The sequence below is a fragment of the bacterium Scap17 genome (assembly GCA_013376735.1).
Classification (GTDB): domain Bacteria; phylum Pseudomonadota; class Gammaproteobacteria; order Pseudomonadales; family Halomonadaceae; genus Cobetia.
The window spans coordinates 1098182-1121845 of the sequence record VINJ01000001.1; the positions used below are offsets into that span (position 1 = coordinate 1098182).

The window sequence follows — 23664 nt, forward strand, 5'->3', positions numbered from 1 at the left end:
ATCGATGCGCGGGTAAGAGTGGGAGATCAGAAGGCCAGCAGCAGCATCAGGCTGATGTTGGCGGCCAGCATGACCAGCGCAGGCAGTATCTGTGCGCGAATGATGTGGTAGCGGTCATCCAGTTCCAGCAGGGCGGCCGGCACGATGTTGAAGTTGGCGGCCATGGGCGTCATCAGCGTGCCACAGTAGCCGGACAGCATGCCCAGCACGCCGACGATGGCCGGGTTGCCGCCATGCAGCGCGATGACCAGCGGATAGCCGATGCCGGAGGTGATGACCGCAAAGGCTGCGAAGCCGTTGCCCATCAGCATGGTGAACACGGCCATGCCGACGCAGTAGGCAATCACACAGGCGATCAGGCTGGTATCCGGCACCACGCTCGAGACCAGCCCGGCGATGGTCTGGCCGACGCCGGCCTGATCGAACAGCAGGCCAAGGGCGGCCAGGAATTGCGGCAGGATGGCGGCCCAGCCGATGGCATCGGCCAGGCGGCGACCTTCCTGCATGCCGGTCGCCGGGCTCTCGCGCAGTAGCAACAATGCCACGGCAAAGGCCAGTACCGTCGCGACGCCAAGGCCGACCAGCGCACTCTGGCCTGTCGTGAGGGTGTAAAGGAAGGTGCCGACCGGAATCACCAGTGCGGGGATGAACAGGCGCGACCCGAGACGCTTGCGGCGCGCCTGACGCGCCTCATCGCTCAACTGGCCGTAGTGGCCGAACCCGAGCTGGCCGGTGGCGGCCAGCAGCGCCAGCGCCAGCATGGCAAGCCCGACCACGACATCGGGCAGCCACTGACCAAATGCCAGGCTGATGCCGAAGATCAGCCAGAAGGCACTGGTGCCGAGTCGGCGCGGGTGATCACGATCGGTGAGCGTCAGGACGGCAAAGGCCATGATGGCGAAGCCGGTAATCAGGTAGAGAGCGTCGATACCGTTCATGAGTGGCTCTCCGTTGCAGAAGTGGTGAAGGTGTCCTTGCCCGGTGTCGCGTTGGCCTGGCCGAAGGGCTGGGGGTATTCCTCGTGCAGCAGCTGTTGTTCACGGCGAATGCGCGCGTCCAGCCGGCGGCAGAGCACGAAGACCACCACCAGTGACACCAGCGCGGTGGGAATGGCGTACATTGCCATGTCGGCCAGGCTGACACTGGCGCCACTCTTGTCGAGCACGCTCTTGATCAGCAACAACCCGCCTGAAGCCACGAAGATCAGCTGACTGAAGAAGTTGCCGAAGTTCTCGCTGACGGCATTCAGAACGCGTATGCGCTGGCTCAGGGCCTTGAAGCGTGGCGAGCTCAGTGCCTCTTCGGGGAGATCACGTTCGGCGGCGCCGACTGACATCGGGGCGACCAGCGGCCGGATCATCGCCGGGTGGCCACCGAGCTGCAGGCCGAAGGCGTTGGTTGCCTTGCGCAGCACCAGGTAGCTGAAGGAGATGCGCCCGGCGCTGGCGGCCCGCAGTTTCTGGACCAGATGCTCGGCCTGATCGCGCAGGCCATTGCGCTCGAGCAGCCCGATCACCGGCAGGGTGATGATGAACAGCGAGACGGCGCGGTTGTCGGTAAAGGCCTGACCGAGCGCGGCAAGAATTTCAGTCGGTGACATGCCGGCCACCAGGCCGGAGGAGAAGCCTGCCACCAGCACCACCAGCAGCGCATTGAGGCGCAGTGCCAGGCCGATGACGATGATGGCAACGCCGATCAATGACAGCATGAGGTGTCTCCCGAGCAGGGGGAGGACAATCGGATCCTTTCGAAGGACATGAGCCTGTGCCTCTGGGTGTGAGCTTGTTGTTATGCGGGGCTCGTTGCGAAGCGGGTCGAACATTGCCTGGCCGGTTGACCATTGCCGAGCAGTTCGACATGGCGAGCTGTTCGAACATGGCGGGGCGCAATGTTCGTTGCTTTACAAAGAGAGCTCAAAGGGTAGAGCGACACCAGAGGAATCCAAATGAGACATTCGGAATATATAAATTTCAACGACATGTAGTATCGACAAAATCCATCATGCAGGCGTGAATGACAGATAATATTGATACCTTGGTGGGCCTTGCCTCACTCTGTGGGGAGATGTCAGCCGTCGACCACTTCGGTGCTGCCATCCTCGCGCAGGCAGATACGGCGACGTCTGCCGACCTGGAAGCCAAGCATGGCGGCACTCAGCAGGATCAGCGCGAACAGCGACGCGATCACGCGCAGATCGGCCGTGATTTCCAGCAGAATGCCGACGGCGAGTGGCCCGAGAGCGGCCAGCATGTAGCCGGTGCCTTGTGCCATGCCGGAGAGGGCGCCTGCCAGACGTGCATCGGAGGTGCGCAGCACCAGCAGCGTCAATGCCATCGAGAAGCTGCCCCCCTGGCCGAAACCGAGCAGCACGGCGAACAGCCAGCGCAATGACAGCGGCCCGATCATCAGTCCCAGCAGGCCGATGGCGGTACAGGACAGCAGCAGCAGGATGGCGGGGCGCTGGTCGCGCCCCATGCGGCCGATCACGGGGGCCAACAGGGCGGTAAGCACCTGTGCCATCACCGAGGCGGCCATCAGCCAGCCGGATTCGATATCGCTCAGACCGCGTTGCTGGAGCAGGAAAGGTAGCCAGCCAAAGACGATATAGGCCAGGGAAGACTGGCAGCCCATGAAGAAGGTGACCTGACGGGCCAGCGATTGATGCCACAGGCGAGGGGTAGCCTGCTGATGGCTGGTGGTCATCTCTGGCCACGGGTGGGGCATGCTCAGGCGCCAGGCGGGAAGCGCGATCACTACAAGCAGCGCCCAGCAGGCCAATGAGGCTTGCCAGCTGTCGAGAAGATTGGCCAGTGGCACGCTGAGTCCTGCGGCCAGCGCTGCACCAAGACATAGCGCCATGGTGTACACGCCGGTGAACAGATCGGCTCGTTCAGGATGCTCACGCTTGACGATGGCGGGCAGCAGGGTGCCGGCGACGCCGATGCTGCCGCCACATAACAGGGTGCCGAGATAGAGCAGCAGTGCCATGTCACTGGCCCGCAACCACAGGGCGATGCCGAGAGTGACCAAGGCAAGGCTGAGGGTGCGCTCAACCCCCAGGCGGCGGGCCAGGCGCGGGGCCAGTGGGGCGAACAGCCCCAGGCAGACGACGGGCAGTGTGGTGAGAAGGCCCGCTGCCAGCGTGCTCAGGCCCAGGTCCTGGGTGATGCGATCCAGCAGGGGTGCCAAGGATGACAGCGCCGGACGCAGGTTCAGGGCGACCAGAATCAGGATGAGCAGGAATAGGAATGCTGGCATTCGGCGCATGAGGAAACCTGAACGAGAGGACAGGTCTGTGAGAATACCGGCATATGCTCAAGCTGTCTTGCCTCGAATCGGTGCGCTTCCAGCAGGTCTTTCTCAAGCCGGGCTCTGGACAGCAGAACGCCCGGCAATTGCCGAGCGTTCTGTCTCAATGTATCTGCCTTGAGGTGCTTGCGCTCAATGCCCCGTGGTGATGGGCCGCTTGCCGGTACCGGAACGATCAGTATTTGGGTTCAAGCTCCAGCTCGTGTGTCGGGCTATCGATCCTTTGTGCTGCCGCGCGTTGACGCGTCATGGCACCGTCGGCATGCACGTCGTGGCCGCGGGGAGCGACATTGCGCCATGCGGGCGTCTTCTGCAGGCGCCCGGTATTGGCGCGTGCCGTATTGGAGACCGGCCGGCGACTCGCCTTGGCGCGAATCAGGGTCATGTCCTCGGTGCTCAGCAGCATGCCCTGGGGCGTGCGCTCCAGCACGAGGTGGCCACTGAAGTGCCAGCAGCGCATGGGGGTATGCGCGACGCGATAGCGATGACCCGCCACCTCCAGTGAGATGGCTTCCTTCGGCTGGCAGCCAAGGGGGTGCAGCGTCACTTCCTCCAGCAGCACCAGACGATTGAAGTCGTCCGGCTGAAGTACCTGGTTGCCATCATGCATGCGCACCGGGAAGGCATGGTTGTCACGCTGCAGCTCACGCCGCTTGTGACTGACGCTGCCGTTGCCTTCCAGGATGCCAGCACCACACACATGCACGAGCTCGCCATCAATCTGTTTGATGACAAGCACCTCGACGTGTCGCTGCTTGAAAAGATGATCACGCAGTGAGCGTAATGGCATGGCTGAAATCCTCATCTACACCATCCGTTGGCTGAGCATATCCGTCAGAGCCCGAGTCATCTCTCTGACTGACAGGCGCTGCCATGCTGCCTGCCAAGTGATATCTCGCTCTGATAGCCACATCATACGCCGTCTGTGAGCATTTTTCCCGAATCAAGCTCCAGCCCGAGGATAAATCATCTTGTCATGGCACGTTTTCATGACAGCTCGGTCAGGCAGATGACTGAGAACACTGCATCCCCGAGTCGGGTCACTCATACTTGCCCAGCACGGCCCGGCAGATATCAGCGAAATTGCGTGCTTCCGGCGGATGTTCCAGATCGAGCCCCAAGGCCTTGCCGACGCGGGAGGCGGCGACCAGACCGCGCACGCTCGGCTTGCCATCGTCGCCCTGCTCGGTCACCAGCAGGTGGGATTCGCCGCTCTGACGCAGCGTCTCGACCAGGTCCCCGACGCGGGCGCGCTTGAGCACGGCGAGAGGAATGCCCTGCAGCTCCGCGCGAGGTATCTGCACCATGTCGGTAGTGACTTCGTCGCGCTGGACATTGAAGCGGGTCATGGCGCGCATCACGACTCGGCCACCCTGCAGCTCACGCGAGGTCACCACACCGGTGAAGGTGCCATCATGATCGTGTACCAGCAACAGGCGCACCCCGGCCTGTTTCATGGTCGCCAGTGCCTGACCGATGGAGGCGCTGCCCTGAATGCTGCGACCGGCGGTAATGGCAAAGTCCGTCACCAGCTCACTGGCCGGGCTATCCATGGTGATGTTGCCGATCGGCTGCAAGGGCAGACGAGCGGAGGTGACATGAGAGAGCGTTTCGACGTCGAGGGTGTGGTAAGCCGACGGTGCAATGGCATTCATGGACTGACTCCTGTAACCAGATAACGAGCATATTCTGCGTACTATGAGTCAGGTGAGGGCCAGGAGTTTTCTGCACGATGGGTAACTTCAGGTTGCTACTGTCGCAACAGTGACAGGAATTTCGATCTATCAGGTCAATATCTGCCGCTGTCGGTGCGAGGTAGGAAATAAATAGATTCCATTTCGGAAACAAACACTCCTCCGGCAGGCCGGAATTGGCATGAGTCAGCAGTTTCCTTGCTCCTGACGGTAATGATGCCCACTGCACGAGGCGAGTGGGCATCATTGAGCCGATTCAGGGAGTTATCCCTTCATCAGGGGCTGGCGTACACGCCCGGGTGCGTCACACCCACTGCTTGAGGTCGCCGCGTACGGCATCCAGGAAGGTGATGAAGTCCGTCTGGTCATCGGCGTCGCAACGGTCCACCTTGCAGGCCAGCTTCATCTTGGTGCCGGCGACGATTTCGTCATACACCTCGAGCGTGAGTTTCTCGACGCTGGCATCGGCGGGTTCCTGCTCGCCATCCAGCAGGCTGAACGTCGTCATCAGCGTGCCGCGAAGACGCGTGGTGCCGCCTTCCGCGACCACTCGACGCACCTTGAGCCAGCCTTCGCGCACCATGAGCTCCCCCTGTGAATCGCGTTGCTTGTAGATGGTGCGATAGCATGCATTCTCGGAGACGCCCTTGGCGGCCATGCTTTCATAGGCCTTGATCATGCGTGTCGCCATGGTGCCAGCTTCGGCGATCTTGCGGCGGGCAGCACGATGTTCACGTTCCAGGCGGTCTTGCTTGGAGAAACGCTGCCACAGGTGGAAGTCGCGTGTCAGAGTGGTCGCGTCCATTACAGTCTCTCTTCTCTAGAAGCGGCGGGGAAAAGTGGGTGGCGGCTATTGCCATGTCCAGGCGCCGATGGTGTCACGAAGGCGGGCGATTGTCTGCCCGGTTCTTGCTTCAGACGTCAAGGAGGGCCCGAGTGCCAAGTGGTGTGGGGCATGCAGGCTGGCGACGAGATGTCAGTATTGCCATGCTCAAGAGTACCATTGACTGGTCACGGGCTTTTTCCAGCCCGGTCATCATCACGACTGAATCTAGGGCTTAAATCTTCTCTGAACTACTCTGCAAGTCACCCACAAGGCCCGCTTTGTGAGAATCTGCGACTGCTGATCCTCGAGATTGCTTATCCTCGAGATTGCTGATGCTTCACGCTCAGGCGCCTGCTGCGTGAGCCACGTCGCCGTGATGGGATTGCCAGTCTCGCAGGGGAGAATGCCTAGTATGCGTGAATCATATGCCTGACTGCGCTGCATGCCTTGAAGGATACGCAATGAAAAAGGCCGTCACGTTTCATACAGCAGCGTGAGATAGAATAGACAGGCAATATCATCAGGTAGAGCACAGCGGAGGCACACGGGAAGTGCCGTAAATGAGGAAGGAATCATGGCGAAAGCAGATCGCCGTCGCAAACCGGGAAGTCGGCTGGGTGTCTTGCGCACGGTCAACATGAAGTGGCGGTGGCCAGCTCCGGCGGGGCTGGCCGAGCGGCACCTCGCGCTTTATCAGTTGTTCATGTGGATCTATATCAGTGCGCTCGGCTGCCAGCTGGGCTACTTCGCTCTGCTGGGGCTGCAGCCTTATCCGCAGCCAGTGGTGATCAATGTCATCGGCGTCCTGCTCAACGTCCTGGCCATCCTGTTCCACCGCAAGGGCTACATGAATTCCGCGTTGCTGTTGCTGGTGGTGCCGATGTCAGCCAAGGCGGCATGGTGGGAATACCAGTTCGGCGCCGAGGGCGGCTTCGAGTATTTCCATATCGTCGCCATCTTCTTCATCTGTATTGCGTTCCTGTCACGCATTCAACGGCTATTGTTCAGTGGCGTCCTGCTGCTGTTCTATATCGGCTCCCAATATCTCACCAGCCCGGTCTATATCGTCTCCTACGAGTTCATGTCGCTGGCCAGTGTCGTCAACCTGATGATTTCCGTCACCTTCATCGCGGTGGTGGCCGTTCAGATCGGGTGGGAGGCTGAGCAGCGCGAGAAGCGCTACCGTCGTGACTTGCGCCATGACCAGTTGACGGGGGCACTGTCTCGTTTTGCCTTGCTGGAAGAGGGGCCGCGTCTGTTGAGCCGTGGTGGCCTGGGAGTGTTGATGATCGATGTCGATCACTTCAAGGCCATCAATGATACCCAAGGGCATGCGATTGGCGATGAGGTGCTGATAGAGCTGACGCAACGACTGCGTCACCATCTGCGCGGCAGTGATCAGCTGTGCCGCCAGGGGGGAGAAGAGTTCGTGGCGCTGTGCCCGACAGATGACAGGGATGGTCTCAAGCACGTCGCCGAACGTCTGCTGCTATCGATCAACAGTCGTGCCTTCACGCTGAGCAATGGACAGTTGTTGCGGGTCACCATCAGTATCGGAGCGGCCCAGGGCGGGCCAGCGGCATGTGCGGAATCGCTGTTGCCTGATCTTCTGCAGCGTGCCGATCAGGCCATGTACCGTGCCAAGCGCGAAGGGCGCAATCGGGTGGTCACCGTCTGGGATGCGCCCGATCACGGCGCAGCCAGCCTTGATCAGATCGAGCCGTCTGATCACGACCACCGCCCCGACCGCGACAGGCTGGCCATGCCAGGCATGCTGCCACCGGACACTTCAGGCGATGGATCAGGCGAAGCAGCCTCGATCCCCAGCCGCTCTGATGTCAATGACCATGACGATGTGCAGGCCGCCGATGAGGTCTATCAGTGGAAGCGCTGACGCAAGGATGATGGCTTTGCCATTTCACCTGATTGGGCGTGATATCCATGCATGATCCACGCTCTCACCAAGCGGAGAGACAAGCTGATGATGGATTCCTGTGGCAGCGTTTCACGCCGGTTGTCGCGCCGGCTCTTGCGGGGACTGCTGGTGACGGCGTTGGTCAGTGGTATGCCGCTTGCGGCGGTTCAGGCGGAGGAGTCGCCGAATGCTGCAGCGTCTTCGAGTGACGGGCAGGCGCCTCGGGCGCAAGTGATTGCCGACCCGGCGACACCCTCTCTGCCGCCTGCCGCCAAGGCCAGCAACAGCATCTTTCGCTGTGTTCAGGCAGGGGTGCCCACCTGGCAGCAGCAGCCTTGTCAGCAGGGCGATGCCCCCGTCACGCTGGATGATTCGCTGACGGTGGTGCCCGCCGCTGACGTGATAGAGAACGCCTCTGGCGAAGACCCGACCGCACAGCGCCTGGCGCGTGAGAAGGAGCGTGCCCTGGCTGCACGTGAGGAGAGCCAGCGTCAGTACCGCATCCGTTCAGCGCTGGATGATGGCTATCTGGTGCAGGGCATGAGCGAGGCTCAGGCCATCTCGTTGCTGGGCAAGCCCAGTGATATCAGCGAGACGATTGCCGATGACACATCCTGCCGTCTGCTGAATTGGTGGGAAGATGTCCGCGTGCAGTTCTGCAACGATGAAGCCGTGTCCATCACGGCCAATCAGCGGGACTGAGTGACTTGCGGTCTGGGCCATCAAGGCCAGGGCCGGTGCGAGCTGAAACGCTCGCACCGGCCCTGTTCGTTCTGTCCGACTCGTACAGTCCGAGTCAGCGCCAAAGCGGTGAGCGGAGTTTTCTCGCCGCATGTCTACTTGCCAAGAAATTGCTAATATAAGGCATGATCTAGCGTAGAAATCGGCTTTTCCACGTCCAATGTTGCGAAATGGCGACGGCCGGGTGGTGAAGTTGCCACATTACCGAGTTTATCGAACAGTGTTAGATTACTCTCCGAACGCAGCGGCAGGCCCTAGGTGTCATCCAGGGGCATGGCTGACTGGCCGACGAGCCAGGCTGCAACACTATTCGGTGAGGAGAACACGCATGAACAAGTCCATCCTGATTGGCGCGATCGTGGCTGCACTGGGTATTGGTGGTGGAGTGGCGATCGGCAGCTATACGGCCAGCAACTCAGGCCCTGAATATGCCGATATCGTGGCGGTGGATGCCGTGACGGAAACCGTGACCACTCCGCGCGAGGTCTGTCACAACGAGACCGTGACGCATCAGGCGCCCAGCAAGGACACCCATAATATCGTCGGCACGGCCGTCGGCGCGATCGTCGGCGGTGTGGTGGGCAATCAGTTTGGCGGTGGCAATGGCAAGAAGGTGCTGACAGCCGCGGGTGCCGTGGGTGGCGGTTATGCCGGCAACCAGATACAGAGCCAGATGAAGAAGGGCGACACCTACACCACGACCGAGCAGCGCTGCGAAACGGTGCAGGACGCGTCAGACAAGGTGGTCGGCTACGACGTCAAGGTCGACATGGGGGATGAGACCCGCACCGTGCGTCTCGAGGCCAAGCCGGACGTGAAGCGCTTCGAGATCCGTGATGGTGAGCTGGTGCTGCCCCAGCAAGGCTGAGGCCAGATAGCCGCCAGACACGAAGCCCCCCGACGGAATCCGCCGGGGGGGCTTCTTTTTTTGGATATTCAGCTTTCTGGGTATCTGACCGTGCTCTTTTCTATCAGGCCGTCGGGTCGTCAGCTGGCATCCGCCGTGGCGGGCAGTGCCTTGGCGATCTCACGCGCCAACTGCTCGCCGGTCACACGCCAGCCTTCGCCCAGACTATTGACCAGCGCTGGATAGCCGTCATCCGTCAGGGGAGTCAGCGTCTGGATGTCGCCTTCCTCCAGCACGCTGCCATCTACGCCGCGCAGGCGCCAGCGACCGGTGATGACGGACTGGCCATCATGGCGGCCGATGAAGCGATCCAGGCTGACTCTCAGGCGTGCGCCCTTGAGGCCGCTCAGGCTGGTATCCGCGATACGGTACTGGCTCAGCGGCTGGGCGGGGCTGGCCTTGAGCTGCGTCAGCAGCTGGCGGGTCAGCATGTCCTGCAGATCATCGGCCCACAGGTTCTGGCTGGCCTGTACCAGCGTGATGTCGTCTGTCTGATAGACCAGACTGCCGCCTTCCAGGTAGCTGGCCAGTTGCACCGGCATCACTTCCAGCACGGGGGCATCTGCGGCAACACTGCGCTGGGCGGCACTCGCCTGTGTCGTTTGTGGTAGCAGATAGGCGCCACCGGTGGCGGCAGTCGTGCAGCCCGCCAGTGTGCCGAGCATCAGCAAGCCTGCCAGCAGGCCGCCGAAGCGGCCCTTGTGGGACATTGAAGTGCGCGGCGAGGCAGACGCGCTGCACGCTTGCGGCATGGCGGCTGTGCGGGTCGAGAGACTCATGGCTGTCGTCATCATTGGGCCCTTGGAATCGGATCGCGAGTGGTCGGCTTGTCGAAGATCAGGCTGGAGGGATTCTTCTCCAGCGTATCGAGCAGCGGTTCTGCCTTCTTGAGCACACGATCCAGTCGTTCGAGATCGCCTTCCAGCTTGCGGTAGGCGGAAGAATCCGGCGTCAGGCCATCCAGGGTGCGATTGAGGTTGTCGATGCTGGTGCTGATATCGCCCGGCAGCTTCTGCACCTCGTCGGAACCCAACAGGGCATCGACATGGCCGGCGGTCTTGTCGAGACGCTTCACCAGGCTCTCGGAGGCCGACAGCGTCTTGTTCAGGTTGCTCAGTACCGGCTCGACATCGAGTGCATTGAGCTTGTCGAGCAGCGCATTGAGCTTGGCTTCCATCTGCGCGAGGCCGCCTGACACGCTCGGCATGACGTCAATATCATCGAAGGTGTCGGCCTTGTAGGGTGGCGGGTTGTCATAGAAATCGAGATCGACAAACAGGGCACCGGTCAGCAGGTTGCCGGATTTCAGCGTTGCGCGCATGCCACGCTTGAACAGTCGCTCGAGTCGCTTCTCCCACTGCTTGACGCCTTCGTCATCGACCTGCCCCTCGAGGCGTTCGGGCTCGATGCGAATCAGCACCGGAATCTCGAAGCTCGACAGCGTCCGCACGCGCTGGTGGGTCAGACGATAGGGCACGCTGACCACGGTGCCGAGACGGACGCCGCGGAATTCCACCGGCGCGCCACGCGACAGGCCACGCACGGTATCGTCGACCATGATCACGTAGTCGATGGCCTGGTGGAAGCTGCCTTCACGGGCCTCTTCCTGATCGGAGTACAGCGTGAAGGAGGTGTTCTCCACCACAGGGCGGCCACGCGGCAGGTCTTCGGGAATGCCGAAGGCCACCCCGCCGCTCAGTACGCTTTCCAGTGACCCGACATCGACCTGCAGGCCCTGGGAATCCAGGCGCAGGCTGACTCCGCTGGTGGACCAGAAACGTGTGGTGGAGGTCACCAGCTCGTTGTAAGGCGAGTCGATATAGAGGGTGTAGTGCATCTCCTTCTCGCTGGGGCTGAACTCGCTGGATTCCACGCGCCCGACCACGAAGCCTTCGTAGGTGACGGGGTCACCGTCGGAGAGCACGCTGCCATCGTTGCTGGTGAGGTCGATGCGCAGCCCCTTGGCGTCCTGCGTGGTCACCGGCGGTTGTTCCAGCGCCACGAAGTGATCCTCCTCATCGCGACTGTCGCCGGGCTGAAGCTGGATATAGGCCCCCGACAGTACGGTGTTGAGGCCACTGATCCCCTCGCGACCGATGCGCGGTTTCACGACCCAGAGCCGCGAGTCGGCATTGAGCATGCGCTCGCTGTCCCTGGACATGCGCGCGGTGACGATGGTCTTGTCGAGGTTGTCCGACAGACGCACGGATTCGACCTTGCCGACCTCGACGTTACGGGTCTTGATCAGTGTCTTGCCCGCTTCGATGCCTTCCGCCGTCTCCATTTCGATCGTGATCAGCGGGCCACGGCTGGCGTAGTTGTGCCACACCATCCAGGCGCCGATCAGCAGGGCCACGATCGGGACTATCCAGATTGGCGAAAGGCGGCGTCGGCTTTCACGACGAGCGCGAGAATCATCACTCATAAGTCATCCTGTGAGGCGGCAGCGGAAGGGGGAATGCGGGAGGCATTCGGGGTCGTGAATGGCGTCGTGAACGGAGGCGTGGCCTGCGAGGATGAGGCAAGAGACGCGGAGCCCGTCAGCGGTGTCAGCGGCAGATCACCGAACAGCGTGTTCGCCATCATTGTCTTCTCCGTCTCGGTGTCCCAGACAAGGCGCGGGTCAAAGCTCAACGCCGACAGCATCGTCAGCACCACCACGCAGGCGAAGGACAGCGCCGCAGGCCCCGGGTGCACCGACATCAGCGCACCCAGCTGGATCAACGCGGCCAGCAGCGCCACCACGAAGACATCGACCATCGACCAGCGCCCGATATATTCGGTGATGCGGTACAGGGTCACCCGCGCTCGCGCATGTTGCACCTCGGGGCGCTGGGCGCTGATGCACAGCCAGGCGATGGCGATCATCTTCGAGGCCGGCACGAGGATGCTGGCGATGAAGATGACCATCGCGATGGGCCAGTCACCATGTGACCAGAGCACCACGATGCCACCGGCAATCGTCTGCGGGTCGTTCTCCCCGAGGCTGACCGTGGTCATGATCGGGAAGACATTGGCGGGGATGTACAGAATCGCCGCCGCGATCAGCCAGGCCCAGGTGCGCTGCAGGCTCTGTGTCTTGCGCTGATGGACTGGGTCGCCACAGCGGCGGCAGTGGGTGTGCGCCTCCCGTTCGCCGCAGGCATTGATCAGGCCGCAGCTATGGCAACTGGCCAGTCCCTGCAAGGCGGCACCGATGCCCGGCAGCGTACCGCTGGGGGCGGCTGGCTCGCCCGCCAGCGCGAACCACATGCGATCCCCATCGATGCTGGCCAGCGTCTTGGTCATCAGCAGGGCGAAGGCGCAGAACGCCCAGAAGGAAGGACCGAAGCTGATATCGGCCATGCCGGCGATCTTGACCAAGCTCACCATCACGCCGACCAGAAACACATCTGCCATCATCCACGGGCGCAGGTGGCTCAGGGTGCGCGCAATGCCGCGAATGCCCGGCAAGGGCAGTTTCAGTCCGATGGCCGCATGGGTGTAGATGACACCCAGCAGGTAGAGTGCCGGCAGCATCACGATGGTCAGGATCAGCAGCACGGCCAGAGAAGGATAGGACTCGGCCGTCAGGGCGGCGGGTGTATCGATCAGGCTGAGACTTGCCGAGATGCCACTGGTAGCAAAGGCGATGAACTCGAAGGGCAGCGTCAGCACCAGCATCACCAGGCACGCCATCGCCAGTGCCAGGGTGCGTTGCACGGCATGGGCGTGGCGCTGGGCAAACAGATGGTCGCAACGCGGGCAGCGGGCGCGCTCGCCGGCCTTGAGCGCCGGCAGCGCCACGACGAGGTCGCAGCACTCGCAGGCACGCATCCGCCGCCGTGACACGCCAGACGTGACAGGCGCGAACACCTGCGGTGGATCACGGGTTTCAAAGGTACGCCGAGTGTAGCGGCGCAGGGCAGCAAGGGGTCGAGGCATGTCGCTCCAGCGGGATCGGGTGGTGTATCGCCGTGCCGCGCGTGTTCGGGGCATGCCCAGAGGCGTTGTCAGCCGCGGCTTGACCACGCCTGCGGCTGCGCTCTTGGGACAGCGCTCTCGGGGATGCGCTCTCGGGGATGCGCCGTCAGCGGCCTGGCCCCATGCACACGCGGACCTGCGAAGGTATGGGAGCTGTGGAAGCACCAGGCCTGCGCAGGCAAACAGTGTTCGATAGTAGCATGATGCCGCAAAAGGCTGATGGCACTCAATGCTTGCCGCGTGAGCGCGCCTTTTTTTGCCAGCCTGCAAACAGGCACGCCGCCCGGAGAGGGCGGCGTGCAGGGCCGTCACGCAATGTGACAGCAATGAGGCTTCTGTCGTGATCAGAGATCAGACAAGGTCATCCTCCAGGCGGGCCGCTTCGTGGGCTCGCTTGAGGTCTTTCGGCTCACCGAAGAGGCGGCGCACGACCACATAGCAGACCGGCACCAGGAAGATCGCCAGCACCGTGGCCGAGATCATCCCGCCGATCACGCCGTTGCCGATGGCGTGACGGCTGGCCGCACCCGCACCCGTCGAGATGGCCAGTGGTACGGCACCCAGGGTGAAGGCCAGCGAGGTCATCAGGATCGGGCGCAGGCGCATGCGCACGGCTTCCATGGTGGCATCGATCAGCGAGCGACCTTGCACTTCAAGGTCCTTGGCGAACTCGACGATCAGGATCGCGTTCTTGGCCGAGAGCCCGATGGTCGTCACCAGGCCGACCTGGAAGTAGACGTCATTGTCGAGTCCGCGCATCCAGGTGGCGAGCAGGGCACCCAGCACCCCCAGCGGTACCACCAGCATGACGGAGAACGGAATGCTCCAGCTTTCATACAGCGCGGCCAGACACAGGAAGACGAAGACCAGCGAGATGGCATACAGATACGGTGCCATGCCGCCACTCTGGGATTCCTGCAGCGAGATGCCGGTCCATTCCAGCGCGACGCCATTGTTGAGCTGGCTGACCATCTCTTCCATGGCCTGCATGGCCTCACCGGTGGAATAACCCGGTGCCGCCTGCCCCAGCAGTTCCATCGAGGAGACGCCATTGTAGCGTTCCAGCTGCGGCGACCCGTAGGTCCACTCGCCGTTGATGAAGGCGCTCAGCGGCACCATCTCGCCGGAGGTGTTGCGTACGTACCACTTCTTGAGGTCTTCCGGCTGCATGCGGGCACTGGCTTCCGCCTGCACATAGACCTTCTTGGTGCGGCCGTTGTCGAGGAAGTCATTGACGTAGGTCGAGCCCCACGCCGTGGAAAGCGTCGAGTAGACCTCTGACAGCGAGACACCCATCGCCGTCGCCTTGAGTTCGTCGATGTTGAGCGTGAACTGCGGGCTGTCTTCCAGACCATTGGGGCGCAGGCCGGTCACGGCCGGATTCTGGCCCGCCATGCCCAGCAGCTGGTTGCGCGCGTCGGTCAATGCCTTGTGGCCGATGCCGCCACGGTCGACCAGCATCATGTCGAAGCCGCTGGCGTTGCCCAGCTCCATGATCGGCGGCGGGTTGATGGCGAAGACCAGGGCTTCCTTCAAGGTGCTGAAGTAGCTCTGTGCTTCACTGACCACGCTGAAGGAATCGCGCTCGCGCTCATCCCACGGCTTCAGGTTGATGAAGGCCAGACCCATGTTCTGACCGCGACCGGCGAAGCTGAAGCCGGCGACGTCGAACATTTCCTGAACCGCATCTTCCTGATCGACCAGGAAGTGATGCTCGACCTTTTCCAGCGTCTCGAGCGTCTGCTCCTGAGTAGAGCCCACCGGCAGGATGACCTGGTTGAACAGATAGCCCTGATCCTCATCCGGCAGGAAGCCGGTCGAGATGCGCGTGAATACCACGCCACAGCCGACGACGATCAATGCATAGACCAGCATCGAGCGACCGGTGCGCTTGAGCATGCCGCCAACGCCTTTCTGGTAACGCGCGTTGGAGCGATCGAAGACCCGGTTGAAGAGGCCGAAGAAGCCGGTGGTCTTCTCCTTGGTCGGCTTGAGCAGGGTGGCGCACAGGGCCGGCGTCAGGATCAATGCCACCAGTACGGACAGCGTCATCGCCGAGACGATGGTCACCGAGAACTGACGGAAGATCGCGCCGGTGGTGCCGGGGAAGAAGGCCATCGGAATGAACACGGATGACAGCACCAGGCCGATACCCACCAGTGCGCCGGTGATCTGGCCCATCGACTTGCGAGTCGCTTCCAGTGGCGAGAGCTTCTCTTCGTGCATGACGCGTTCGACGTTTTCCACCACCACGATCGCATCGTCGACCAATAGCCCGATGGCGAGCACCATGGCGAACATCGTCAGGGTATTGATGGAGAAGCCCAGCACTTCCAGCACCCCGAAGGTGCCCAGCAGCACGACCGGTACCGCGATGGTCGGAATCAGGGTGGCGCGGAAGTTCTGCAGGAACAGCAGCATCACCAGGAAGACCAGTGCCACGGCTTCCAGCAGTGTCATCACCACTTCTTCAATGGAAATCTTGACGAAGGGCGAGGTGTCGTACGGGACCTTGAAGCTCATGCCCGGCGGGAAGTAGGCGGACAGTTCATCGAGGCGGTCCTTGACGGCCTCGACGGTGTCCAGCGCGTTGGCGCCCGAGGCCAGCTTGATCCCCAGACCTGCAGCAGGCTTGCCGTTGTAGCGGCTGACGGTGCTGTAGGTCTCGGCACCTTTCTCGACGCGGCCGACGTCACGCAGATAGACCTGAGAGCCATCTTCCTGAGTCTTGAGCAGGATGTTGCCAAACTGCTCCGGCGTTTCAAACAGGGTCTGCGCCACGATGGTGGCGTTGAGCTGCTGGCCTTCTTCCGCCGGCAGATTGCCCAGCTGGCCCGAGGCGATCTGGTTGTTCTGCGTGCTGATGGCCGTGGTGACGTCGCTGGTGGTCAGCTTGAAGTTGTTGAGCTTCTGCGGGTCGAGCCAGACACGCATGGCCCCCGGCGCGCCGAACAGCTGTGTCTCGCCGACACCCTGGACACGTGAGACCTCATCCTGGATGTCGGAGGCGACATAGTCGGTCAATTGCTGCTTGGTCATGCTGCCGTCGTCAGAGACGAAGGCCGCGACCATCAGGAAGCTGCCGGAGGACTTGGTGACCGAGACACCCTGGTTCTGTACGGATTGCGGCAGACGCGGAGTGGCCAGCTGCAGCTTGTTCTGTACCTGAACCTGAGCGATGTCGGGGTCGGTGCCGGTGTCAAAGCTCAGCTCGATGCTGGCGTTGCCCTGGGAGTCCGAGGTCGAGCTCATGTACAGCAGATTGTCGATGCCGTTCATCTGCTGCTCGATGACCTGGGTCACCGTGTCTTCCACCGTCTGGGCAGAGGCACCGGAGTAGGTGGCCTGAATGGTGATGCTGGTAGGGGCCAGCGAGGGGTACTGCTCGATCGGTAGCTTGAGGATACTGAAGATACCCCCCAGCATCACGATGATGGCGAGCACCCAGGCAAAGATAGGGCGATCGATGAAAAATCTGGCCATGACGTTTGAGGCTCCTGGAACGTCGTTCGGGACGGTCGCCAGTCACACGAGAAGCGTCTCTCGTCTGACTGGCGACAGTGGCGCGAAAAGCGGGGGCAGGCTTACTGGCTATCGCCGGTCCTGGCCTGTTCACTTTCCGAGGAGTCGCTGCTGGCAGCAGTCCGCGACTGAGGTGCGGCGTTCTGGTCAGTGCCTGTCTCATCCGAGGCGATCTCGACCGTGACACCCGGCTTGATCTTCTGCAGACCGCTGACGATGACTTTGTCATTGCTGTCGAGGCCGCTGGTCACCAGCCACTGATTGTCGATGGCCTGACCGATCACGACCTGCTTGGCCTCGACCTTGTTCTCGGCATTGACCGTCATCACGCTGGCCTGGCCCGTGCTGTCACGGCTCACGGCCTTCTGCGGAATCAGGATGGCATCCTTGGCGACGGCTTCGGTCAGGCGGGCACGCACGAACATGCCCGGCAACAGCAGCTCATCTTCGTTGGGGAACAGTGCGCGCAGCGTGACCATGCCGGTCCCCTGGTCGACAGTGACATCCGCGAACTGCAGCTTGCCCTTGGCGCCGTAGACGCTGCCGTCTTCCATCACCAGCTCGACTTCCGTCTGGACCGGAGCGGTGGCGGCATCGCGATTCTCGCCCAGCTCACGCTTGAGACGCAGCACTTCGGTGGCGGACTGGGTCAGATCGACATAGATGGGGTCCAGCTGCTGGACGGTGGCCAGGCTGGTTTCCTGGCTGGCCGTGACCAGTGCGCCCTTGGTGACGTTGGACTTGCCGATACGACCACTGATCGGTGAGGTGACCTTGGTGTAATCCAGGTTGATCTGCGCGCTGGATACCGCGGCCTTGGCCGAGGCGACATCGGCACGGTCTTCGCCGACGGTAGCCACGGCATCGTCGTAATCCTGCTGGCTGACCATCTTGCGCGCGACGAGGTTCTTGAAGCGCTTGGCCTTGAGGCTCGAGGTGTTGAGGCTCGCCTCGGCACGCGCCAGGCTCGCCTTGGCGCTCTCGACATCGGCGCGATAGGTGCGCGAATCGATGTGATAGAGCACCTGACCTTCCTCGACGTCACTGCCTTCGGTGAAGTCGCGCGATTCGATGATGCCGCCGACCTGCGGACGCACTTCCGCGATCTGATAGGCGCGCGTGCGGCCCGGAAGTTCGCTGGTGAGCGGTACATCCTGGGCAGTGACGGTGACGACATCGACCTGAGCGGCCTGGCTGGCACCTGCGGCGGGGCCTTGGCCAGCCTCCTCCTTGTCGCCGCTACAGCCGGCCAGCAGGGCACCGACCAGCAGCAGGCTTGCCGGAAGCAGGCCGAGGCGGCGGGCATTGAAAGCCAATGGGTGTCTCTGCAAGCGGGATTGACTGGGGGAAGTCGGGGCCATGGAGCGTCCTTTACGAAATTCAGGGGCTGAAGTGCGCCATTATCGCCACATTGTGACTCACCGCAGGTGCGGCGCGTCAAAGCAACGATGTCATGAAGAGGAAGATATTTAGCCCGCTATTCTATCGGAATGGCGAGGCGACTGTATGGTTGTTTTGTGCAGTTATTGCGCACCCTGTTGCAACAGATTGTTGCCATGTGAGCTGCATTCTGAACGTCATGGAGGGGGATGCAAGACGATGCAATTCGCTTGCCATGCCCGCAGGCGTGCACATGCCTTGCCTCACTCAAGATGCGTGCACAAGTCAGGTGAGACGAGGTCAGTGATGGTGCATCAATATGCGCAAATTCTGAATAAGTTATCAGATCGAAGTGTCTGAATGATGAACTCCCCGGCCCTGTACGCAAACGCATGTTGCCAGCACAGGGCGGATCCGAATGAGAGCGTGAGGGCGGAAGTGCTGAGGAGCATAAGAGCTTAAGAGCAGGGCAGCCTCTCGAGTCATCTGGCGCGAGCAGCGAAACCGCAAGAGGGCGCGGTAGGGACGGGTGACCAGGGGCGGAACGCCGTGAATTGCACCACCAATGGGGCAAGGCTTGCGCGGTCCTCCGGCAGCTGTGGTTGGCGCAGCAGGCGCAGGCAGGGGCGATCAGCGAAGGCCTCCTCCAGTCTGGCGGCCCAGCGTTGCTGCTGTTCTCGCCAGGTCGCGACCCAGTCAGCCTGCGGCTCGTGGGTCGCTGAGAGGGTCTTGCCAGCCTCTTGCGCGGCGGGTTCCGGCAGGCACTGATTGATGATCAAGCCGCCGACGGCCAGGCCATGAGCTTCCAGCGCCTCTCGTGTTCGAGTCGTCTCCAGACACGGCAGCTTCTCTGGCGTGCTGACCAGAATCACGCGCGCCCGGCGGGTATCGCTCAAGCGCTGACGCAATGCTGCGTAGCGCGTACGGCGTTGCTCCAGCGCCTCGCTGATCGGGTCTTCCGGCGCTTCTCCGCCTGGCGTCTCTGACGCCTGCTGACTGTCCAGCCACAGGCTGCGTTCGGCGACGGCGCGCCTGCGCTGACCCAGCATGCCCTCCAACCAGCCGCCAAGCACTTCGGGCAGGCTGAGCAGGCGAATGGTGTGCCCGCTTGGTGCCGTATCGAACAGGATGTGGCGATAATGTGAAGCTTCATCTTCCAGCGGGGCTGGCGGAGTCAGGATGATCTCCACCAGCGCATCGAAGAGCGCCGCTTCACTGGTGCCGGGAGCGTGGCGTGACAGTTCGAGCTGGCGCATCACGGTGGCACTGCGCTCGCCACTTACCAGGGGGGCGATCCGCTGGCGGACCGCCTCCAGGTAGCGGTCGCATTCCCGCTCGGGGTCCAGTTCCATCACGTCGAGTCGCGGCGCGATGTTGCAGGGCTTGCCACCGACAGCACCGAACAGATCGCCGAGATTGTGCGCGGGGTCCGTCGATACCAGCAGGGTCGCTTCGCCTTTCTCCGCCAGTGCCAGCGCCTGGGCCGCCGCGCAGCTGGTCTTGCCGACACCGCCCTTGCCACCGAAGAACCAGATCTCGGGGCGGGGGATGGCGCCTTCCTCTTGCGTATCACGCGCCATGCCGGGGTCGGAGCGGCCTTCGGCTGCATGCGTGCGGCGGGCCTCATCCTGTCGGCGACGCCGTCTGAGCCAGTTCAGCAGCATTTGATCCCTTCCAACGGTGAATGCTCGAGCCCCTGACGCAGGTGCCAGTCATGCATGCGTTCCAGCATCAGTGGCAGCATCTCCAGCGAGACGGCCGGCGCCGGATTGGGGATGCCCATCAGCTCCGCGAAGCTCATCATCATGAAGATGTCTTCCTCCTCACGGGCAAGCTGCGCCAGATCGCGCTGCTGGTTGACGCGCAGCATGGCCTCCCAGCCATCCCGCAGCTGAATGGCGCCTGTCAGCAGGCGCCTTGTTAGACTCGGCAGGCGTGGTGATGACGCCAACAGGGTATCGTCATCAGCTCTCATGAGCGCTCACCCGGGCGGGAGACGTCAGGCTGCGGCTGGCCTCGAGCAGAATCCACAGCGCAAACACCATGATAAGGCTGCCGAAGGTGAACAACAGCCATTGTGGGTCATTGCTGCCCATGCCCGACCAATCCAGCACCACCTGCTGCACCATCGCCCACAGCGTCATGATCATCAAAAAGACCATCGGGGCCAGGGTATAGATGACAGGGCGGCCCTGACGCTTGAGCCAAACCGACACCAGCATCAGCGAGATGCCCGCCAGCAGCTGATTGCTGGTGCCGAACAACGGCCACAGCAGATAGCCGCCGGAACCGAAACCCTTGGGCCCCTGCGGCAGGATGACCAGCGCGGCACTGGCGATGACGGCGATGCTGGTGGCGACATGCTTGTGGCTGAGCGCTGGCATGCCGTATTCGCTGCCCAGTTCCGCGATGATGTAGCGCATCAGGCGCACAGCGGAGTCCAGCGTCGTCGCCGCGAAGCTGACCACGATGACCGCGACCAGCGTACTGCCGACATTGGCGGGCAGGCCGAGATGCGAGATCAGCTGACCGGACCCCTGAACGAAGCTCGAGAGCCCATTGGCACCCGCCGCGGCGAAGCTTGAATAGGTCGCGCTGAAATCGGCCTGGGTGGCGAACAGGGTCGCCACCGAGATGATGGAAATCAGCGCCAGCATGCCTTCGCCCAGCGCGCCGGAGTAACCGATCAGGCGCGCATCCGGTTCATGGGACAGCTGCTTGGAGGTGGTGCCGGAGGCGACCAGCCCATGGAAGCCCGAGATGGCGCCGCAGGCGATAGTGATGAACAGCAGCGGGTAGAAGGACATCTCGGCCTCGGCGTTGAAGGCCGGTGCCGTCAGCTGTGGGCCACCCACGGCCAGCCCCAGATACAGCAGTACCAGCCCGACCACCAGCTGGTGAGAGTTGATGGTGTCGCGTGGCTGCAGCAGCTTCCAGACCGGCAGCACCGAGGCGACATAGACATAGGCCATGAGTGCGATGATCCACACCAGGAAGGCGCTGGAAATGGGCGAAAGGCCGAACAGCAGGGTGGCATCCTCGCCACCGGCCATGGCGGTGAAGGCACCGACCAGATCGATCTGCAGGAACTCGAACTGGCCAGCCAGCAGCGCGGCGGCATACATCACCATCAGCGCGAGCAGTGAGGGAATCAGCATCTTGCCGCCGCGACGATAGACGCGATGGCCGATCCATACCGCCAGCGGAATCTGGATCAGTACCGACAGCACGCTGGCCGGGAAGTTGATGAACAGATTGGCGATCACCCAGGCGAACACCGCGTTCAGCATCAGGACCAGAATCAGGATGATGAACAGAAACAGCAGCTTGGCACGCTTGCCGATCAGCTTGTCTGCCAGGGTGCCCACCGACTGGCCGCGATGGCGCGCCGATAGCGTCAAGGTGCCGAAATCATGCACGCCTGCCGCGAACAGACTGCCCAGCACGACCCACAGCACGGCCGGCAACCAGCCCCAGTAGACGGCGATCGCCGGGCCGACGATGGGGGCTGCGCCCGCCACCGAGGTGAAATGGTGGCCCCACAGCACCCAGCGATTGGTCGGCAGGTAATCGGTGTCATCGCGCAGCGCGTGGGCTGGTGTCACGAAATTCGGGTCGAGGCGGAAGATGCGTTCGGCCAGAAAGCGGGAATAGATGCGATAGCCGATAGCGAAGGCAACGCAGCCGAACAGGGCAAGCCAGATGGCGTTCATGGCAGATTCCGAGGGGCGTGGTGATGGATTGAGTAGAGCGTGCTGGCGTGTGCCGGTTGTCAGCTCGACATGCCGCTGTCGAGCGCCCGCCGAGCAAGACCTTCCGTCAGGGTTTTCAAGCAAGACTTTCAACACACTGGTGCAGATCGGCGTGACGCTAACATCGATAAATGCGCATATAACTTCGCCATTGGTCGCCCCGACGCGCGCCGGCATGTCGCCAGCAAACCTGCAGGACATTCCTGAAACGCCGCCTCTCTGCGTGGACTGAACGCAGAAGCGCGCCGCTGCCTTGTGCTCAGGCGGCATCACGCGCGGGGTAGCCGTTTTTGCCTCGCTCTGCCTTGCGACCAAGGAGTATCAGTGGGTTGATCCACGCGACCTTGTGTTCCGCCAAGCTCTTCTATACTCGAAGCAAGTCGGAGCACGGGGAGCCGCTCAGCGCCGTCACCTGGGTGAGGCTCTCGATAACAATGACAAGGAGGCGCCGATGTCATGGATCGCGGAATGCCTTTCCCGTGTCACCAGGCCAATGCGTCTGCGCTTGCGGCGTACAGTGACGCCCCTGTCACTGACGACCTTGTCACTGACAGCCCTTTCCCCTTCGGTGCTGGCAGTCGAATACAACATGCCGGTCGGGGTCACCGCGGTCAGCCGCGAGATCCACTCGCTGCACATGATCATCTTCTGGATCTGTGTGGTCATCGGCATCGTGGTGTTCGGTGTGATGGGCTACGCGATGATCAAGCACCGCAAGTCACGCGGTGCGGTATCGGCAAGCTTTCATGAAAATACCCGTATCGAGATTCTGTGGACTGCCATCCCGCTGCTGATCCTGGTGGTGATGGCGGTGCCTGCCACCGCCACGCTCAAGGACATGTACGACGCCTCCGAGTCGGCGCTGGACGTGAAGATCACCGGCCATCAATGGCGCTGGCAGTACGAGTATCTGGGCGAGGATGTCGCCTTCACCTCAAGCCTCGCGACCCCGCGCGAGCAGATCAACAACACCGCCGCCAAGGGCGAGCATTACCTGCTGGAAGTCGACAACCCGCTGGTGTTGCCCATCAATCGCAAGGTGCGCTTCCTGACCACCTCCGCCGATGTCATCCACTCCTGGTGGGTGCCGGACTTCGGCGTCAAGAAAGACGCCATCCCCGGCTTCATCAATGAGGCCTGGACGCGTATCGAGACCCCCGGCACCTATCGTGGCCAGTGCACCGAGCTGTGCGGCAAGGACCACGGCTTCATGCCGGTGGTCGTAGAGGCGTTGCCGGAGGCCGAATTCGACGAGTGGCTGATCGCGCGCAAGGCCGAAGCCGAGGCCGCGCTCAACGATGCCGGTCGTGACTGGAGCATCGAGGAGCTGATGGAGAAGGGCGAGAAGACCTACGCCACCATCTGCGCCTCCTGCCATCAGCCGGACGGCCAGGGCATGCCGCCGGCGTTCCCCTCGCTGGTGGGCAGCGCCATCGTCACCCAGGACATGCAGGCGCACATCGATATCGTGGTCAACGGCAAGGCGGGCACGCCCATGGCGGCCTTCGCCGATGTGCTGAGTCCGGTCGAGCTGGCGGCTGTCATCACCTATGAGCGCAACGCCTGGGGCAACGATACCGGTGAGCTGGTGCAGCCAGCCGTCATCAAGGAACAGCTGTCTCAATAGCGTGCAAGCGACGCATTCAGGAGGCGTG

18 protein-coding genes are annotated in these 23664 nt (G+C 62.3%); 4 read left to right on the top strand and 14 right to left on the bottom strand.

Annotation, left to right across the window (positions count from 1 at the left end; translation table 11 throughout):
* Positions 1-26: 26 nt before the first annotated feature.
* The 6 genes from FLM52_04735 to FLM52_04760 form a co-directional block, all read right to left on the bottom strand.
* Positions 27-938, bottom strand: coding sequence for a DUF979 domain-containing protein (locus tag FLM52_04735; GenBank protein NVN55104.1), 912 nt, complete (start codon positions 936-938; stop codon positions 27-29).
* On the bottom strand, positions 935-1708 hold the full coding sequence (locus tag FLM52_04740; protein NVN55105.1) for a DUF969 domain-containing protein: 774 nt from the start codon (positions 1706-1708) through the stop codon (positions 935-937). The genes FLM52_04735 and FLM52_04740 overlap by 4 nt, the downstream gene beginning before the upstream one ends.
* A 359-nt stretch (positions 1709-2067) precedes the next feature.
* A complete protein-coding gene (locus FLM52_04745; GenBank protein ID NVN55106.1) occupies positions 2068-3267 on the bottom strand; it encodes an MFS transporter in 1200 nt (399 codons plus the stop codon).
* A 217-nt stretch (positions 3268-3484) separates the two neighbouring features.
* Positions 3485-4099 (bottom strand): hypothetical protein, encoded by a 615-nt coding sequence (locus FLM52_04750; GenBank protein NVN55107.1) that lies wholly within the window; start codon positions 4097-4099, stop codon positions 3485-3487.
* Between the two features lie 250 nt (positions 4100-4349).
* Positions 4350-4964: a CBS domain-containing protein gene (locus tag FLM52_04755; GenBank protein NVN55108.1), complete on the bottom strand. Its 615-nt coding sequence runs from the start codon at positions 4962-4964 to the stop codon at positions 4350-4352.
* A 343-nt stretch (positions 4965-5307) separates the two neighbouring features.
* Complete coding sequence (locus FLM52_04760) at positions 5308-5808, bottom strand: hypothetical protein (GenBank protein ID NVN55109.1); 501 nt, start codon at positions 5806-5808, stop codon at positions 5308-5310.
* A 595-nt stretch (positions 5809-6403) separates the two neighbouring features.
* Here FLM52_04760 and FLM52_04765 point away from each other — a divergent pair.
* The 3 genes from FLM52_04765 (at position 6404) to FLM52_04775 (ending at position 9353) form a co-directional block, all read left to right on the top strand.
* Entirely contained in the window at positions 6404-7723 is a 1320-nt protein-coding gene (locus FLM52_04765) for a GGDEF domain-containing protein (GenBank protein ID NVN55110.1), read from the top strand.
* Between the two features lie 87 nt (positions 7724-7810).
* The gene (locus tag FLM52_04770) at positions 7811-8446 is read left to right on the top strand and encodes a hypothetical protein (GenBank protein NVN55111.1); all 636 of its coding nucleotides are present in this window, start codon (positions 7811-7813) and stop codon (positions 8444-8446) included.
* A 367-nt stretch (positions 8447-8813) separates the two neighbouring features.
* Entirely contained in the window at positions 8814-9353 is a 540-nt protein-coding gene (locus FLM52_04775) for a glycine zipper 2TM domain-containing protein (protein ID NVN55112.1), read from the top strand.
* A 119-nt stretch (positions 9354-9472) separates the two neighbouring features.
* Here the strand turns inward: FLM52_04775 and FLM52_04780 are convergent, their stop codons facing one another.
* The 8 genes from FLM52_04780 to FLM52_04815 form a co-directional block, all read right to left on the bottom strand.
* Positions 9473-10186 carry a hypothetical protein gene (locus FLM52_04780; GenBank protein NVN55113.1) on the bottom strand — a complete coding sequence of 238 codons (714 nt, stop codon included), beginning with the start codon at positions 10184-10186 and terminating at the stop codon, positions 9473-9475.
* On the bottom strand, positions 10183-11817 hold the full coding sequence (gene pqiB / locus FLM52_04785) for an intermembrane transport protein PqiB (GenBank protein NVN55114.1): 1635 nt from the start codon (positions 11815-11817) through the stop codon (positions 10183-10185). Before pqiB ends, FLM52_04780 begins: the two co-directional genes overlap by 4 nt.
* The gene (locus tag FLM52_04790) at positions 11814-13316 is read right to left on the bottom strand and encodes a paraquat-inducible protein A (protein ID NVN55115.1); all 1503 of its coding nucleotides are present in this window, start codon (positions 13314-13316) and stop codon (positions 11814-11816) included. Before FLM52_04790 ends, pqiB begins: the two co-directional genes overlap by 4 nt.
* Positions 13317-13706: 390 nt before the next feature.
* Positions 13707-16838 carry an efflux RND transporter permease subunit gene (locus tag FLM52_04795; GenBank protein ID NVN55116.1) on the bottom strand — a complete coding sequence of 1044 codons (3132 nt, stop codon included), beginning with the start codon at positions 16836-16838 and terminating at the stop codon, positions 13707-13709.
* Between the two features lie 101 nt (positions 16839-16939).
* The gene (locus FLM52_04800) at positions 16940-18238 is read right to left on the bottom strand and encodes an efflux RND transporter periplasmic adaptor subunit (GenBank protein ID NVN55117.1); all 1299 of its coding nucleotides are present in this window, start codon (positions 18236-18238) and stop codon (positions 16940-16942) included.
* A 501-nt stretch (positions 18239-18739) separates the two neighbouring features.
* Positions 18740-19921 carry an AAA family ATPase gene (locus FLM52_04805; protein ID NVN55118.1) on the bottom strand — a complete coding sequence of 394 codons (1182 nt, stop codon included), beginning with the start codon at positions 19919-19921 and terminating at the stop codon, positions 18740-18742.
* A complete protein-coding gene (locus FLM52_04810; GenBank protein NVN55119.1) occupies positions 19912-20127 on the bottom strand; it encodes a hypothetical protein in 216 nt (71 codons plus the stop codon). The genes FLM52_04805 and FLM52_04810 overlap by 10 nt, the downstream gene beginning before the upstream one ends.
* 94 nt (positions 20128-20221) lie before the next feature.
* Positions 20222-21970 (bottom strand): carbon starvation protein A, encoded by a 1749-nt coding sequence (locus FLM52_04815; GenBank protein ID NVN55120.1) that lies wholly within the window; start codon positions 21968-21970, stop codon positions 20222-20224.
* A 532-nt stretch (positions 21971-22502) separates the two neighbouring features.
* Between FLM52_04815 and coxB the strand changes: the two genes are divergently transcribed.
* The gene (gene coxB / locus FLM52_04820; protein ID NVN55121.1) at positions 22503-23636 is read left to right on the top strand and encodes a cytochrome c oxidase subunit II; all 1134 of its coding nucleotides are present in this window, start codon (positions 22503-22505) and stop codon (positions 23634-23636) included.
* Positions 23637-23664: the final 28 nt, after the last annotated feature.

Coding starts and splice junctions, on each gene's coding strand:
- FLM52_04735 (NVN55104.1), bottom strand. CDS start 938: ATGAACGGTATCGACGCTCTCTACCTGATTACCGGCTTCGCCATCATG.
- FLM52_04740 (NVN55105.1), bottom strand. CDS start 1,708: ATGCTGTCATTGATCGGCGTTGCCATCATCGTCATCGGCCTGGCACTG.
- FLM52_04745 (NVN55106.1), bottom strand. CDS start 3,267: ATGCGCCGAATGCCAGCATTCCTATTCCTGCTCATCCTGATTCTGGTC.
- FLM52_04750 (NVN55107.1), bottom strand. CDS start 4,099: ATGCCATTACGCTCACTGCGTGATCATCTTTTCAAGCAGCGACACGTC.
- FLM52_04755 (NVN55108.1), bottom strand. CDS start 4,964: ATGAATGCCATTGCACCGTCGGCTTACCACACCCTCGACGTCGAAACG.
- FLM52_04760 (NVN55109.1), bottom strand. CDS start 5,808: ATGGACGCGACCACTCTGACACGCGACTTCCACCTGTGGCAGCGTTTC.
- FLM52_04765 (NVN55110.1), top strand. CDS start 6,404: ATGGCGAAAGCAGATCGCCGTCGCAAACCGGGAAGTCGGCTGGGTGTC.
- FLM52_04770 (NVN55111.1), top strand. CDS start 7,811: ATGATGGATTCCTGTGGCAGCGTTTCACGCCGGTTGTCGCGCCGGCTC.
- FLM52_04775 (NVN55112.1), top strand. CDS start 8,814: ATGAACAAGTCCATCCTGATTGGCGCGATCGTGGCTGCACTGGGTATT.
- FLM52_04780 (NVN55113.1), bottom strand. CDS start 10,186: ATGATGACGACAGCCATGAGTCTCTCGACCCGCACAGCCGCCATGCCG.
- pqiB (NVN55114.1), bottom strand. CDS start 11,817: ATGAGTGATGATTCTCGCGCTCGTCGTGAAAGCCGACGCCGCCTTTCG.
- FLM52_04790 (NVN55115.1), bottom strand. CDS start 13,316: ATGCCTCGACCCCTTGCTGCCCTGCGCCGCTACACTCGGCGTACCTTT.
- FLM52_04795 (NVN55116.1), bottom strand. CDS start 16,838: ATGGCCAGATTTTTCATCGATCGCCCTATCTTTGCCTGGGTGCTCGCC.
- FLM52_04800 (NVN55117.1), bottom strand. CDS start 18,238: ATGGCCCCGACTTCCCCCAGTCAATCCCGCTTGCAGAGACACCCATTG.
- FLM52_04805 (NVN55118.1), bottom strand. CDS start 19,921: ATGCTGCTGAACTGGCTCAGACGGCGTCGCCGACAGGATGAGGCCCGC.
- FLM52_04810 (NVN55119.1), bottom strand. CDS start 20,127: ATGCTGCGCGTCAACCAGCAGCGCGATCTGGCGCAGCTTGCCCGTGAG.
- FLM52_04815 (NVN55120.1), bottom strand. CDS start 21,970: ATGAACGCCATCTGGCTTGCCCTGTTCGGCTGCGTTGCCTTCGCTATC.
- coxB (NVN55121.1), top strand. CDS start 22,503: ATGCGTCTGCGCTTGCGGCGTACAGTGACGCCCCTGTCACTGACGACC.